Source organism: Pseudomonas sp. HMSC063H08 (assembly GCF_001813645.1).
GTDB classification, from domain to species: domain Bacteria; phylum Pseudomonadota; class Gammaproteobacteria; order Pseudomonadales; family Pseudomonadaceae; genus Pseudomonas; species Pseudomonas aeruginosa.
This window is the reverse complement of the sequence record NZ_KV813369.1, coordinates 129,456-141,926: the sequence shown is the minus strand read 5'-3', so window position 1 is coordinate 141,926 and position 12,471 is coordinate 129,456. Positions and strand designations below refer to the sequence as shown.

Below are 12,471 nucleotides of genomic sequence, written 5' to 3'. Positions count from 1 at the left end.
ACGAAAAAGCCCGGCGAATGCCGGGCTTTTTCTCGTCGCGCGAAAGGATCAGGCCTTGACGCGGGACTTGTACTCGCCGGTGCGGGTATCGATCTCGATCGAGTCGCCGATTTCGCAGAACGCGGAAACCTGCAGCTCGGCGCCGTTGTTCAGGCGCGCGGTCTTCATCACCTTGCCCGAGGTGTCGCCGCGGACGGCCGGCTCGGTGTAGGCGATCTGGCGAACGATGGTAGTCGGCAGCTCTACCGAGATCACCTTGTCGTTGTAGAACACGGCTTCGCAGATGTCGGTCATGCCGTCTTCGATGAAGGTCAGCACGCCTTCCAGATCGTCTTTCTCGATCTCGTACTGGTTGAACTCGCTGTCCATGAAGACGTACAGCGGGTCGGCGAAGTAGGAGTAGGTCACTTCCTTGCGATCGAGGATGATCGGCTCCAGCTTGTCGTCGGCCTTGAACACGGTCTCGGTACCGGCGCCGGTCAGCAGGTTCTTCAGCTTCATCTTGACGACGGCAGCGTTACGGCCGGACTTGTTGAACTCGGCCTTCTGGATGACCCAGGGAGCGCCATTGATGTTGGCAACCTGGCCGGCGCGGAACTCTTGAGCGGTTTTCATACGAATATCCGATGGATGAAAGACAAAAAATCAGGCCGCGTATCATAGCCAATCTGCGTAAAATTGCACCAGCCTTGCCGCAAGATCCGGACGCATGCCCTGTTCGTCGGCCCAGCGCTGCGCTTCCCTACGCCACTCGGGCAGTTGCCTCTCCAGCCCCTCCCAGGCCCCGGCAAGTCCACCGCCGGCGTTCCACGCCAGCCAGAAGGTGCGCAGGTTTTCCGCCAGGTCGGCGGGCAGGCCGGCGCAATAGAGTTCGAGGAATGCCTCGAGCTTCGCCAGGTGCGCCTCCTCTTCCTGTCTATAGATGTGCCAGAGCAGCGGCCGTCCCGCCCACTGCGCGCGAACGAAGGAATCCTCGCCGCGCACCGCGTTCAGGTCGCAGCACCACAACAGGCGATCGTAGTCGTCCTGCGCCATGAACGGCAGCACCTGGACCCGCAACGCGTCGCGCACGTGGACGTCCCCGACGGCCAGGGTAGCCACCCGCAGCCAATCGGCGACATCCGCCAGCACCCGCCCTTCCGGCACCAGCAGCAGGCTCGGCTGGCGGGCGTCGCGCAGTTGTTCCAGCCAGCCAGGCAGCGCCGGGTTTTCGTAGGCAAACAGCGAAATCAGTCGCTCGCCAACCTTCCGCCGCACGCCGAGGGAGGCGAGAAACTCATCCGGCTCCGAGACGGAGGCCTGGAAACGGCGCCGACGTTCCAGCAGGCCGGCCTCGCGCAACAGGCCGCCACTGGGCTCGCGGAACCCGGGAAAGAAGAAGTACTTGGAAAGCCCGCACGCCTGCAGCGACGGCAATGCGTGGCAACTGCCGATCCATTCCTCGGCACTCAGGTACTCCAGGTTCAGCCACAGGGACGGCCGCTTGCGCTCGCGCATGGCCTGCCGGTGCGCCTCCGGCAGTTCGCAGGCGAAGGCCTCTATCACCACATCGGCGGCCGCCACCGGTGCCCACGGCCGGCCCCAGGCACGCACTTCGACCCCATCCAGGCACTGCACGTGCGCCACCGGGTCCGCCCGCGGACAGATCCGGGCGAAGGCCTGCGGCTCGTCCACCCACAGGCGCACGGCCTGACCGTGCTCGGCGGCCAGTTGGCGAGCCAGGCGCCAGGTGACGCCGATATCGCCATAGTTGTCGACCACGCTACAGAAAATCTCCCAGCTCGCCATCCGCCTCTCCTCTTCGTGCCCGGCAGTCTACCAAGGCACCCCGCGGACTTTCCTCCGACGACCTAAGCCGATGAAAAAGTTAAAAAAATATTTGCCAAGCGGGAAATGTTCGAGTAAATTGCGCGCCTCGACAGACACGGCGCTGTCGAGAACCTGGTGAGGTGTCCGAGTGGTTGAAGGAGCACGCCTGGAAAGTGTGTATACGGGAAACCGTATCGAGGGTTCGAATCCCTCCCTCACCGCCAGATCGCAAGAAGGCCCGGCTAATCAAGTTAGCCGGGCCTTTTTCATTTCCGCACCAATACTTACGGCATTTCCGGCAACATGCTGGCAACTTAGTTGTTACTTGCCACTCCCCGCCAAGTCGATAAGCGCCAGCCACTCCGGCGGAACATTCTCGACAACCCGGCAGCCCTCATCCCCCGCCTCTTGCAGCAACTCTACCCAAGGTCCGGGAAATTGCTTACTTGCGCCGCACGCTGGATATTTTTTGAACAAACGACACTCCAACTACTGCTAAAGTCGGGGGGACTAAAAAAAAAGTTGCTCGGCTTGCGCTTGGTCAGTTTACTTACTACAAGTAATGGGTAGTATGTAGCCGGCTAATTTCCCCGGCTGGGGAGATTGCTGTTATGGAAATGTCCACCTTAAGGGGAACACGATGAACAACGTTCTGAAATTCTCTGCTCTGGCTCTGGCTGCTGTTCTGGCCACCGGTTGCAGCAGCCACTCCAAAGAAACCGAAGCTCGTCTGACCGCTACCGAAGACGCAGCTGCTCGTGCTCAGGCTCGCGCTGACGAAGCCTATCGCAAGGCTGACGAAGCTCTGGGCGCTGCTCAGAAAGCTCAGCAGACCGCTGACGAGGCTAACGAGCGTGCCCTGCGCATGCTGGAAAAAGCCAGCCGCAAGTAATAGGTCTCACGACCTGTTGAAAACCGGTCCCTCGGGGCCGGTTTTTTTATGCCTGCGTTTCGCCGGGCATGAAAAAACCCGCGTCCCTTGCGGGTACGCGGGCCTCTGCCTCGACGCTCTCCGTCAGGGCGTAAGCTGGGTAGGATCGCTATCCACCGTCGCGGTCATCGCCGGCGCCGATTCCTGGGCGATTTCCACCGGCACGCCATCCTCCGAGGCCACCACTTCGCGGACCACGTCCCAGTTCAACTGGATACGCTTGGCCAGGTCGTCGCGCTTGAGCAGGGTGTTGATCACCGCGGTGTGCTTGTCCACCACCGACGGGTCGCCATGGTCGTTCAGCGGCGTATGCGCCTCCAGGTAGACCTTGCCGTTGCTCACGCCGAACTTGTAGGGCTCGTTGATGATACGCACGCTGGTGCCGACGCTGATCATCGAGAACAGGTGGGTCACGTCGGCGTTGTACATGCGGAAGCAGCCATGGCTGGTGCGGGTGCCGATGCCGAACTTCTTGTTCGAACCATGGATCAGGTAGCCCGGCACGCCCAGGGTCAGCTTGTACGGCCCCAGCGGATTGTCCGGGCCCGGCGGCACCACGGTCGGCAGCGGATCGCCATCGGCGGCGTGCTCGGCGCGGATCGAGGCCGGCGGATACCAGGCCGGGTCCTTGGTCTTGGCGGTGATGCGGGTGTTCGCGATCGGCGAACCCCAGCCCTCGCGGCCGATGCCCAGCGGATAGGTGTGCACCACGTTCTGCCCTTTCGGGTAGTAGTACAGGCGGTATTCGGCCAGGTTGATCACCACGCCTTCGCGCGGGCCAGGCGGCAGCACGAAGCGGGTAGGGATGATCACCTCGGTGCCGACGCCCGGCAGCCAGGGATCGACACCGGGGTTGGCGGCGACCATTTCGCTGTAGCCCAGGTTGTACTGCTCGCCGAGGTCGGCGAAAGTGTCCTCGTACTTGGCCTTGATCACCTGGACCTGGCCGACGACGTCCTCGCCCGGAGGCGGGAGCTGCAGTTCCAGGGCCGATGCGGAGCCGGCCGAAAGCAGCGCGGCGAAAGACAGTGAGACAACGGGTACGCGCGACAACATTCCGGAGAATCCTTGGCGAGTGCGATGAAGGAGTAGGAAAGACAGTGTAACACCCCGCCAGGTTTCACCGGGAGGGCTCAGACCAACCAGGACAGGCGCTCCCCACGCTTTTCCGCCTCCAGTTGTTTCCGGCAATCGGGACACAGCAGCCGGTCGCGCAGACGCGCCCGTTCCAGCGGCTGCCAGCGCGGCTGGGCCGGCAGCAGCTTGCCGCAAAGCGTGCGGTCCGCCGGGGTATCCAGCTCCAGCTGACGCGCCACCACATGCACCCGGACCTCGCGACAGGCGAACAGGTCCAGCTGATCGTCGGGCTCGATCAGTTGATAGGCGTAGAGGGTCCAGGCGGGACGCGGCATGGGGGGCTCCTGAGGGGTGCGCAACCTTAGCCGAAAGCGGTTTCCCGGGGAAGTCTCAAAGCAGCGGTTTCAGCGTCGGCCAGACATTTTCCAGGAGCCTCGGCTGGGCGGCGAGCGCCGGATGGATGCCATCCGCCTGCATCATCCCCTGGACCCCGCCGACCCCTTCGAGGAAAAACGGCACCAGGGCGGTCTTTTCCTGCGCCGCGACCGCGCCGTAGACCTTGGAAAAGGCCTCGATGTAGCGCGGGCCGTAGTTCGGCGGCAACTGGATACCCAGCAGCAGCACCTTCGCCCCTTCCGCCCGGGCCTTTTGCGCCATGCTGGCAAGATTCTGTTGCAATTGCGCCGGCGCCATTCCGCGCAGCCCGTCGTTGCCTCCCAGCTCGATCACCACCAGCGCCGGCTTCTCCTCGGCAAGCAGCGCCGGCAGGCGCGCCAGGCCGCCCGCGGAGGTGTCGCCGCTGATCGAGGCGTTCACCACCCGGTAGTCGTAACCTTCGTCGGCGAGGCGCTTCTGCAACAGGGCGACCCAGCCCTGGCTGGTATCCAGTCCCAAAGCGGCGCTGATACTATCGCCCACGACCAACAGCGTCTGCGCCGCGGCCTGCTGGGTCAGCAGGACCAGGGCCAGGCAGCCGCTCAACAGCAATGCACGCATCGGAACCTCCATGAGCGCCAGCATTCTCAACGCGCAGAACCTTAGCAAGGTTGTCGGTAGCGCGGAAGGCAAGTTGACCATCCTCCACGACCTCTCCCTCGACCTCGCCCGCGGCGACAGCCTGGCGATCGTCGGCAGTTCCGGCTCCGGCAAGTCGACCCTGCTCGGCCTGCTCGCCGGGCTCGACCAGCCCAGCGGCGGCGAGGTCCGTCTCGCCGGGCACGCCCTCGGCGACCTCGACGAGGACCAGCGGGCGCGCGTCCGCGCGGCCCATGTAGGCTTCGTGTTCCAGTCGTTCCAGTTGCTCGACAGCCTCGATGCGCTGGAGAACGTGATGCTGCCCCTGGAGCTGGAAGGCCGCGCCGACGCTCGCCAGCGCGCCAGAGAACTGCTCGAGCGAGTCGGCCTCGGCCAACGCCTGGGCCACTATCCGCGCCAGCTCTCCGGCGGCGAGCAGCAGCGGGTCGCCATTGCCCGTGCCTTCGCGGCGGAGCCGGACGTGCTGTTCGCCGACGAACCCACCGGCAACCTCGACAGCGCCACCGGCGAGCGGATCAGCGACCTGCTCTTCGAACTCAACCGCGAACGCGGTACCACCCTGGTCCTGGTTACCCACGACGAGCGTCTGGCGCATCGCTGCCGGCGCCTGATCCGTCTGGAAAGCGGACGCCTGATCGACCGGGTCGAACCCTGATGAAGCCGGTGCCCCTCTCCCGCCTGCTGAGCCTCGCCGCTCGCCAATTGTTCCGCGAGTCGCGCAGCGGCGAGCTGCGCGTGCTGTTCTTCGCCCTGCTGATCGCGGTCGCCTCGAGCACCGCCATCGGCTATTTCAGCGCCCGCCTGAACGGCGCCATGCTCGCCCGCGCCGCCGAGTTCCTCGGCGCCGACCTGGTGCTCAACGGTACCCAGCCGGCAAGCGCCGAACAGATCGAACGCGGCACCCGTCTGGGCCTGCGCCACGCCGACAGCGTCGAGTTTTCCAGCGTGATCGCCACCGACCAGGGCATCCAGCTCAGCAGCATCAAGGCGGTCGGCGACCGCTACCCCTTGCGCGGCCAGCTCAAGAGCGCTGCCGCGCCGTTCGCCGCCGAGCAGGCCGGCGGTCGTCCGCAGGCGGGCGAGGTATGGGTCGAATCGCGCCTGCTGGTCAGCCTCGACCTGAAGGTCGGCGACAGCATCGAGATCGGCCGCAAGCCGCTGCGCATCGCGCGCATCCTTACCTACGAGCCGGACCGCGCCGGCGACTTCTACAGCCTGACGCCCCGCGCCATGATGAGCCTGGCCGACCTCGATGCCACCGGGGTGGTCCAGCCGGGCAGCCGGGTGCGCTACCGCGATCTGTGGGAAGGCCCGCCGGAGGCCCTCCAGGCCTATCGCCAGCAGGTCAAGGGCAGCCTCGCCGCCAACCAGCGCCTGCAGGATGCCCGCGACGGCAACCGCCAGGTGGGCGATGCCCTCGGCCGCGCCGAGCGCTACCTGAACCTGGCCAGCCTGGCCGCGGTGCTGCTCGCCGGCGTCGCCGTGGCGCTGTCCGCCGCCCGTTTCGCCGCACGGCGCTACGACGCCAGCGCGCTGCTGCGCTGCCTCGGTCTGTCGCGCAGCGAAACCCTGCTCCTCTACGCGCTGCAACTGTTGCTGCTGGGCCTGCTCGCCAGCGCCATCGGCGCCCTGCTCGGCTGGTTGGCGCAGCTCGGCCTGTTCCGCCTGCTCGCCACGCTGCTGCCGCCGGACGTACCGGCCGGCGGCCTGTTCCCCGCCTTCGCCGGGATCGCCACCGGCCTGGTAGCGCTGGCCGGCTTCGCCCTGCCGCCGCTGGCTGCCCTGGGCCGGGTACCGCCGTTGCGGGTCCTGCGCAGCGACCTGCTGCCGGTGCCGATGCGCACCTGGATGGCCTACGCCTGCGCCCTGCTCGCCCTGGGCCTGATCATGTGGCGGTTGAGTCTCGACCTGAAGCTGACCCTCGCCCTGCTCGGCGGCGGCCTGGTCGCCACGCTGGTGCTCGGCGCCCTCCTGCTGCTCGGCCTGAACGGCCTGCGCCGGGCACTGGCGCGTGCCAGCCTGCCATGGCGGCTGGGACTCGGCCAGTTGTTGCGGCACCCGCTGGCCGCCGCCGGACAGAGCCTGGCCTTCGGCCTGATCCTGCTGGCCATGGCCCTGATCGCCCTGCTTCGCGGCGAACTGCTGGATACCTGGCAGGCCCAGTTGCCGCCGGACGCCCCCAACCATTTCGCCCTGAACATCCTGCCGACGGAAAAGGACGCCTTCGAACGTCGCGTGCAAAAGCTCTCCCCCGGCGCCGAGCCGCTGTTCCCCATGGTTCCCGGGCGCCTGGTAGCGGTGAACGGCAAGCCGGTCCAGGCGCTCGACGAAGACGTGCGCAGCGAGCGTGCCCTGCAGCGCGACCTCGGCCTGACCTGGTCGGAGCAACTGCCCTCCGGCAACCAGCTCACCGCCGGACGCTGGTGGAGCGCGCCGCAGCCGGGGGCCCTGCCGGGCGTGTCGGTGGAAGAGAAGCTGGCCGCCAACCTGCGTATCCAGGTCGGCGACCGGCTCACCTTCAGCGTCGCCGGGCAGAATCGCGAGGTCCAGGTCCAGAGCCTGCGCAAGGTGAAGTGGGACAATTTCCAGCCGAACTTCTTCATGGTCTTCCAGCCCGGCACCCTGACCGACCTGCCGGTGACCTACCTGACAAGCTTCTACCTGCCGGCCAGCCAGGAACGCGACCTGATCGAACTGGCCCGCGCCTTCCCCACCGTCACCCTGCTGCCGGTAGACGCCCTGCTGAGCCAGCTGCGGAGCATCCTCGACCAGGTCACCCTGGCCGTGGAGTACGTGCTGGTGTTCGTTCTCGCGGCGGGCTTCGTGGTGCTCTTCGCCGGCCTCCAGGCGACCCTCGACGAGCGCGTGCGCCAGGGTGCCCTGCTGCGCGCGCTGGGTGCCGAGCGCGAGTTGCTGCAACGTACCCGGCGGGTCGAGTTCGCCCTGCTCGGCGCAGTCAGCGGCCTGCTCGCGGCGCTCGGCTGCGAGGCGGTCAGCCTGCTGCTCTACCGACTGGTCTTCGACCTGCCGTGGCAAGCGCACCCCTGGTTGCTCGCGCTGCCTCTGGTAGGCGCCGTGCTGGTAGGCGGCGCCGGCCTGCTGGGTACCCGTCGCGCCCTCAACAGCAGCCCGCTGCGGGTCCTGCGCGAGGGCTGATCGGATACACTGGCAGGCTTTCATCCGTTCATTTGTGGAACCACCCGAACCATGAGTCGCTATCGTCCACCGCGCACCGCCGGCACCCCGCTGATCACTCCGGAGGGCGCCGCGCGGTTACGCGCAGAGCTGCATGAACTCTGGCACGTGCGCCGTCCCCAGGTGACCCAGGCGGTCAGCGAAGCCGCCGCCCTCGGCGATCGCTCGGAAAACGCCGAATACATCTACGGCAAGAAGATGCTGCGCGAGATCGACAGCCGCGTGCGCTTCCTGCGCAAGCGCCTGGAGAACCTGAAAGTGGTCGGCGAGCGGCCGGCGGATCCGAACCGGGTGTACTTCGGCGCCTGGGTGACCCTGGAAGACGAAGACGGCGAGCAGGCCCGCTATCGCATCGTCGGCCCCGACGAACTGGACCTGCGCAACAACCAGATCAGCATCGACTCGCCGCTCGCCCGCGCACTGGTCGGCAAGGAGCTGGACGCCGAGGTGCTGGTGCGCACCCCGGCCGGGGAAAAGCTCTGGTTCGTCGTCGAGATCGAGTATCCGCCGGCGCCCTGAGGGGCCACGCGCTCAGCGCAGGATACGGCGGGTGATCAGGCCCTGGCGGGCGACCCGGATCAGTTGCCGGACCACCAGGTCCAGGTCTTCCGCCCCGGGGGCCTGGACCACGGCGAAGTCGAACGCGTCGCTGGGGAAGCGCGCCAGGTCCTTGCCGTCCTGGGCGAACTGGATAAGGAAGGTACGCGAACCATTCCAGCGCTTCGGCCAGCCTTCGAGGTAACGGACGAGGGTCGGCTGGTGCGGCCCGCTGAGGAGAATCCTCGGGTTCCGCCGGACCAGGCCGGTGGTGATGGGTGCCAGGCGCAATTGCGTGCTGGGACAGGTCATGACGTCATGTCTCCGCCTCTTCGGTCCCGCTGGACAGCGGTGAGAGGCAACACCGAGCCAGCGCTTTAGCGGTATTTCGGCTGCTGCCGGGCGCCCCGCAAGTTGCTGTTTAAATCGGCGCACGCGCATCCTAGAAAAGCCGCATAGAGACTGTCAAGAAACACGCGGAGGCGCCCATGCCCGATCGCTCTCTTCGCCTGTTCTTCGCCCTGCCCTGTCCACCTTCCCTCGCCGAGCGGATCGGCCGGTGGCGCGATGACCGGCCACTGCCCGGACGCCAGGTGGCGACGGCGAACCTGCACCTGACCCTGGCCTTCCTCGGGCAGGTCTCGTCCGCTCGGCTCGAGGCCCTGCTGGACATGGCCGCGGCCATCGAGGCCGCGCCCTTCGACCTGTGTCTCGACCGTCTGCTGCGCTGGAGGAACGGCATCCTGCTGCTGGCCCCCAGCCAACCGCCCGGCGCCCTCCTGCGTCTGCGCCGCGCCCTGCGCTCCGGCCTTGCCGAACTGGAGCTGCCCGTGGAAACCCGCCCATTCAGCGCCCATCTGACCCTGGCTCGCGATGCCGCGCCGCTGGAGGACGTCCCGCCACCCCCAACCTTCGTATGGCAGGTCGACCATTTCAGCCTGTTTTGCTCGCAAAACGACGCCGCGGGCGTGCGCTACCGCACACTCGCTCGCTGGGCGTTGTGCGGGGAAGATTCAAACGAGCGTTTCGCGCCGTAACAACCCGCCTCTTCCGCTCTGCCACGCAGGTTATGACCGGCCGCCAGGAAGCCGCGGATTTCCTGGCCTGGAGGAAAAAAGCCGAAGCTGGCACGGTTCCTGCGCAAGGGACAGCGAAGCGGTTCTCCCGGAAGGATTCGGGCGATGGCTGGCAGGACGCGCCCCTCGGCCCCATCAACCTGAGATGAGAACAACATGAAGAAGAAGTCTCTGCTCCCCCTCGGCCTGGCCATCGGCCTCGCCTCTCTCGCTGCCAGCCCTCTGATCCAGGCCAGCACCTACACCCAGACCAAATACCCCATCGTGCTGGCCCACGGCATGCTCGGCTTCGACAATATCCTCGGGGTCGACTACTGGTTCGGCATTCCCAGCGCCTTGCGCCGTGACGGTGCCCAGGTCTACGTCACCGAAGTCAGCCAGTTGGACACCTCGGAAGTCCGCGGCGAGCAGTTGCTGCAACAGGTGGAGGAAATCGTCGCCCTCAGCGGCCAGCCCAAGGTCAACCTGATCGGCCACAGCCACGGCGGGCCGACCATCCGCTACGTCGCCGCCGTACGTCCCGACCTGATCGCTTCCGCCACCAGCGTCGGCGCCCCGCACAAGGGTTCGGACACCGCCGACTTCCTGCGCCAGATCCCACCGGGTTCGGCCGGCGAGGCAGTCCTCTCCGGGCTGGTCAACAGCCTCGGCGCGCTGATCAGCTTCCTTTCCAGCGGCAGCACCGGTACGCAGAATTCACTGGGCTCGCTGGAGTCGCTGAACAGCGAGGGTGCCGCGCGCTTCAACGCCAAGTACCCGCAGGGCATCCCCACCTCGGCCTGCGGCGAAGGCGCCTACAAGGTCAACGGCGTGAGCTATTACTCCTGGAGCGGTTCCTCGCCGCTGACCAACTTCCTCGATCCGAGCGACGCCTTCCTCGGCGCCTCGTCGCTGACCTTCAAGAACGGCACCGCCAACGACGGCCTGGTCGGCACCTGCAGTTCGCACCTGGGCATGGTGATCCGCGACAACTACCGGATGAACCACCTGGACGAGGTGAACCAGGTCTTCGGCCTCACCAGCCTGTTCGAGACCAGCCCGGTCAGCGTCTACCGCCAGCACGCCAACCGCCTGAAGAACGCCAGCCTGTAGGACCCCGGCCGGGGCCTCGGCCCCGGCCCTTTCCCGGAAGCCCCCTCGCGTGAAGAAAATCCTCCTGCTGATTCCACTGGCGTTCGCCGCCAGCCTGGCCTGGTTCGTCTGGCTGGAACCTTCCCCCGCACCCGAGACGGCGCCCCCGGCCAGCGCGCAGGCGGGCGCAGTCCACGCCCCGCCAGCAGCCTCCGCGGGAGAAGCGGTGCCGGCCCCCCAGGTCATGCCGGCCAAGGTCGCGCCGCTGCCAACCTCCTTCAGGGGCACCAGCGTCGATGGCAGTTTCAGTGTCGACGCCAGCGGCAACCTGCTGATCACCCGCGACATCCGCAACCTGTTCGACTACTTCCTCAGCGCCGTCGGCGAAGAGCCCCTGCAGCAAAGCCTGGACCGCCTGCGCGCCTACATCGCCGCCGAACTCCAGGAGCCGGCGCGCGGCCAGGCGTTGGCGCTGATGCAGCAATACATCGACTACAAGAAGGAACTGGTGCTGCTCGAACGCGACCTGCCGCGCCTGGCCGACCTCGACGCCCTGCGCCAGCGGGAAGCCGCGGTGAAAGCCCTGCGCGCGCGGATCTTCAGCAACGAAGCGCACGTGGCGTTCTTCGCCGACGAGGAAACCTACAACCAGTTCACCCTGGAGCGCCTGGCGATCCGCCAGGACGGCAAGCTCAGCGCCGAGGAAAAGGCCGCCGCCATCGACCGCCTGCGCGCCAGCCTGCCGGAAGACCAGCAGGAAAGCGTGCTGCCGCAACTGCAAAGCGAACTGCAGCAGCAGACCGCCGCCCTCCAGGCCGCTGGCGCCGGCCCGGAAGCCATCCGCCAGATGCGTCAGCAACTGGTGGGCGCCGAAGCCACCACCCGCCTGGAGCAACTCGATCGGCAACGCTCGGCCTGGAAGGGCCGGCTGGACGACTATTTCGCCGAGAAGAGCCGGATCGAAGGCAATACCGGGCTGAGCGAAGCCGACCGCCGCGCGGCGGTCGAACGCCTGGCCGAGGAGCGCTTCAGCGAACAGGAACGCTTGCGCCTGGGCGCGCTGGAACAGATGCGCCAGGCCGAGCAGCGCTGACCGACACGGAAACGCCAAGAACGCGGCGAAGGGCGCTTCGGCGGATAACGCTACCCTCAGGGGTGCAGCCCTGGCGTGGCCGGCGAGGCGGAAACCTTGTGCTGCGCGCCGCAACGAAAAAGGGCGGCCACCCGAAGGTGTCCGCCCTTTTTCGTCGCCAGCCCGGTTCAGCGGGACAGCTTGCCGTCCAGCGAGAACTTGCCGGCGCCATCGATCAGCAGCGCCACGCTGATCATCAGCAGGGTCAGGGCATATTCATAGCCGTTGTCGGTGATGAAGAAGCCATTGCCGATGTGCACGCTGAAGATCGCCACGATCATGGTGAAGCCCACCACCACCGACGCCGGACGCACCAGCAGGCCGATCACCAGCGCCAGGCCGCCGAAGAACTCGGCGCTGCCGGCCAGGGTCGCCAGCAGGTAGCCAGGGGTCAGGCCGATGGATTCGAACCACTGCGCCATGCCGTTCAGGCCGGCGCCGCCGAACATGCCGAAGAGCTTTTGCGAACCGTGGGACATCAGGGTAAGACCAGTGACGATACGCAGGATGGCCAGGCCGGCACCGGCGTTGGTCGACAGGATGGTCTTGATCAGTGGATTCATGGTGCGTCCTCAGGTGTGGGATAAGATGGGCACACTATAGGCAAG

14 protein-coding genes and 1 tRNA gene are annotated in these 12,471 nt (G+C 66.6%); 8 read left to right on the top strand and 7 right to left on the bottom strand.

The genetic code is table 11. The features are described 5' to 3' along the window. Positions 1–48: 48 nt before the first annotated feature. Positions 49–615 carry an elongation factor P gene (gene efp / locus HMPREF2924_RS06345; protein ID WP_003090942.1) on the bottom strand — a complete coding sequence of 189 codons (567 nt, stop codon included), beginning with the start codon at positions 613–615 and terminating at the stop codon, positions 49–51. 42 nt (positions 616–657) lie between these two features. Continuing rightward, entirely contained in the window at positions 658–1,788 is a 1,131-nt protein-coding gene (gene earP, locus HMPREF2924_RS06340) for an elongation factor P maturation arginine rhamnosyltransferase EarP (protein WP_003130808.1), read from the bottom strand. A 155-nt stretch (positions 1,789–1,943) separates the two neighbouring features. Here earP and HMPREF2924_RS06335 point away from each other — a divergent pair. Both HMPREF2924_RS06335 and oprI read left to right on the top strand, forming a co-directional pair. Further along, positions 1,944–2,033 (top strand) — tRNA-Ser (locus tag HMPREF2924_RS06335). Positions 2,034–2,449: 416 nt separating this feature from the next. Further along, positions 2,450–2,701, top strand: a complete 252-nt coding sequence (oprI, locus tag HMPREF2924_RS06330) for an outer membrane lipoprotei OprI (protein ID WP_003090944.1) — start codon at positions 2,450–2,452, stop codon at positions 2,699–2,701. 123 nt (positions 2,702–2,824) lie between these two features. On the opposite strand, the gene HMPREF2924_RS06325 is transcribed toward oprI, so the two are convergent. The 3 genes from HMPREF2924_RS06325 to tesA form a co-directional block, all read right to left on the bottom strand. Continuing rightward, on the bottom strand, positions 2,825–3,796 hold the full coding sequence (locus HMPREF2924_RS06325) for a L,D-transpeptidase family protein (protein WP_003090946.1): 972 nt from the start codon (positions 3,794–3,796) through the stop codon (positions 2,825–2,827). Positions 3,797–3,873: 77 nt separating this feature from the next. Next, a complete protein-coding gene (locus HMPREF2924_RS06320; protein WP_003090947.1) occupies positions 3,874–4,152 on the bottom strand; it encodes a hypothetical protein in 279 nt (92 codons plus the stop codon). A gap of 55 nt (positions 4,153–4,207) precedes the next feature. Then, entirely contained in the window at positions 4,208–4,813 is a 606-nt protein-coding gene (gene tesA, locus HMPREF2924_RS06315; RefSeq protein ID WP_003119867.1) for an esterase TesA, read from the bottom strand. 10 nt (positions 4,814–4,823) lie between these two features. Here tesA and HMPREF2924_RS06310 point away from each other — a divergent pair, with 10 nt between their 5' ends. The 3 genes from HMPREF2924_RS06310 to greB are packed head-to-tail and all read left to right on the top strand — an operon-like array spanning position 4,824 to position 8,566. Continuing rightward, positions 4,824–5,507 (top strand): ABC transporter ATP-binding protein, encoded by a 684-nt coding sequence (locus HMPREF2924_RS06310; RefSeq protein ID WP_003090949.1) that lies wholly within the window; start codon positions 4,824–4,826, stop codon positions 5,505–5,507. A gap of 8 nt (positions 5,508–5,515) precedes the next feature. After that, positions 5,516–8,008 carry an ABC transporter permease gene (locus HMPREF2924_RS06305; RefSeq protein WP_003130807.1) on the top strand — a complete coding sequence of 831 codons (2,493 nt, stop codon included), beginning with the start codon at positions 5,516–5,518 and terminating at the stop codon, positions 8,006–8,008. Between the two features lie 51 nt (positions 8,009–8,059). Continuing rightward, the gene (gene greB / locus HMPREF2924_RS06300; RefSeq protein WP_003090951.1) at positions 8,060–8,566 is read left to right on the top strand and encodes a transcription elongation factor GreB; all 507 of its coding nucleotides are present in this window, start codon (positions 8,060–8,062) and stop codon (positions 8,564–8,566) included. Positions 8,567–8,578: 12 nt separating this feature from the next. On the opposite strand, the gene HMPREF2924_RS06295 is transcribed toward greB, so the two are convergent. Beyond that, positions 8,579–8,896, bottom strand: coding sequence for a hypothetical protein (locus HMPREF2924_RS06295; RefSeq protein WP_003090952.1), 318 nt, complete (start codon positions 8,894–8,896; stop codon positions 8,579–8,581). A 176-nt stretch (positions 8,897–9,072) separates the two neighbouring features. On the opposite strand from HMPREF2924_RS06295, the gene thpR reads away from it, so the two are divergent. From thpR to HMPREF2924_RS06280, 3 genes are all read left to right on the top strand, one after another. After that, on the top strand, positions 9,073–9,621 hold the full coding sequence (thpR, locus tag HMPREF2924_RS06290) for an RNA 2',3'-cyclic phosphodiesterase (RefSeq protein ID WP_003130805.1): 549 nt from the start codon (positions 9,073–9,075) through the stop codon (positions 9,619–9,621). 195 nt (positions 9,622–9,816) lie between these two features. Beyond that, the gene (lipA, locus tag HMPREF2924_RS06285; RefSeq protein ID WP_003090955.1) at positions 9,817–10,752 is read left to right on the top strand and encodes a triacylglycerol lipase; all 936 of its coding nucleotides are present in this window, start codon (positions 9,817–9,819) and stop codon (positions 10,750–10,752) included. 49 nt (positions 10,753–10,801) lie between these two features. After that, a complete protein-coding gene (locus tag HMPREF2924_RS06280; RefSeq protein WP_003160579.1) occupies positions 10,802–11,824 on the top strand; it encodes a lipase secretion chaperone in 1,023 nt (340 codons plus the stop codon). Between the two features lie 167 nt (positions 11,825–11,991). Here HMPREF2924_RS06280 and HMPREF2924_RS06275 read toward each other — a convergent pair whose 3' ends face one another. Further along, positions 11,992–12,426: a DoxX family protein gene (locus tag HMPREF2924_RS06275; protein ID WP_003090958.1), complete on the bottom strand. Its 435-nt coding sequence runs from the start codon at positions 12,424–12,426 to the stop codon at positions 11,992–11,994. Between the last annotated feature and the right edge of the window lie 45 nt (positions 12,427–12,471).

Excerpts from the sequence above, each read along its gene's own strand:
- efp (WP_003090942.1), bottom strand. The coding sequence starts at position 615 with ATGAAAACCGCTCAAGAGTTCCGCGCCGGCCAGGTTGCCAACATCAAT.
- tesA (WP_003119867.1), bottom strand. The coding sequence starts at position 4,813 with ATGCGTGCATTGCTGTTGAGCGGCTGCCTGGCCCTGGTCCTGCTGACC.
- lipA (WP_003090955.1), top strand. The coding sequence starts at position 9,817 with ATGAAGAAGAAGTCTCTGCTCCCCCTCGGCCTGGCCATCGGCCTCGCC.
- HMPREF2924_RS06325 (WP_003090946.1), bottom strand. The coding sequence starts at position 3,796 with ATGTTGTCGCGCGTACCCGTTGTCTCACTGTCTTTCGCCGCGCTGCTT.
- greB (WP_003090951.1), top strand. The coding sequence starts at position 8,060 with ATGAGTCGCTATCGTCCACCGCGCACCGCCGGCACCCCGCTGATCACT.
- HMPREF2924_RS06275 (WP_003090958.1), bottom strand. The coding sequence starts at position 12,426 with ATGAATCCACTGATCAAGACCATCCTGTCGACCAACGCCGGTGCCGGC.
- HMPREF2924_RS06310 (WP_003090949.1), top strand. The coding sequence starts at position 4,824 with ATGAGCGCCAGCATTCTCAACGCGCAGAACCTTAGCAAGGTTGTCGGT.
- oprI (WP_003090944.1), top strand. The coding sequence starts at position 2,450 with ATGAACAACGTTCTGAAATTCTCTGCTCTGGCTCTGGCTGCTGTTCTG.
- HMPREF2924_RS06295 (WP_003090952.1), bottom strand. The coding sequence starts at position 8,896 with ATGACCTGTCCCAGCACGCAATTGCGCCTGGCACCCATCACCACCGGC.
- HMPREF2924_RS06320 (WP_003090947.1), bottom strand. The coding sequence starts at position 4,152 with ATGCCGCGTCCCGCCTGGACCCTCTACGCCTATCAACTGATCGAGCCC.
- thpR (WP_003130805.1), top strand. The coding sequence starts at position 9,073 with ATGCCCGATCGCTCTCTTCGCCTGTTCTTCGCCCTGCCCTGTCCACCT.
- earP (WP_003130808.1), bottom strand. The coding sequence starts at position 1,788 with ATGGCGAGCTGGGAGATTTTCTGTAGCGTGGTCGACAACTATGGCGAT.